This window comes from Streptomyces wedmorensis (assembly GCF_000716445.1).
Classification (GTDB): domain Bacteria; phylum Actinomycetota; class Actinomycetes; order Streptomycetales; family Streptomycetaceae; genus Streptomyces; species Streptomyces wedmorensis.
The window spans coordinates 1-218 of sequence record NZ_JNWK01000233.1 but is presented as its reverse complement, the minus strand read 5'-3'; the positions used below and the strand labels follow the sequence as shown (position 1 = coordinate 218).

The window sequence follows — 218 nt, the reverse complement described above, 5'->3', positions numbered from 1 at the left end:
ACGGCGGTGCTGCGCGAGCGCGTCCAGGAAGGCGTTGGCCGCCGCGTAGTTCGCCTGCCCCGGCGACTCGAACGAACCCGCCGCCGACGAGAACAGCACAAAGGCCGCCAGATCCAGCTCACGCGTCAACTCGTGCAGATTCAGCACCGCGTCCACCTTCGGCCGGAACACCGCCGCCACCCGCTCCGCGGTCAGCGCCGACACGACACCGTCGTCCA

1 protein-coding gene is annotated in these 218 nt (G+C 70.2%); it reads right to left on the bottom strand.

Translation table 11 applies throughout. The features are described from left to right. Nucleotides 1-218, bottom strand: a 218-nt coding sequence (locus tag OO54_RS41230) for a KR domain-containing protein (RefSeq protein WP_033213042.1), incomplete at both ends; no start/stop codon positions are given.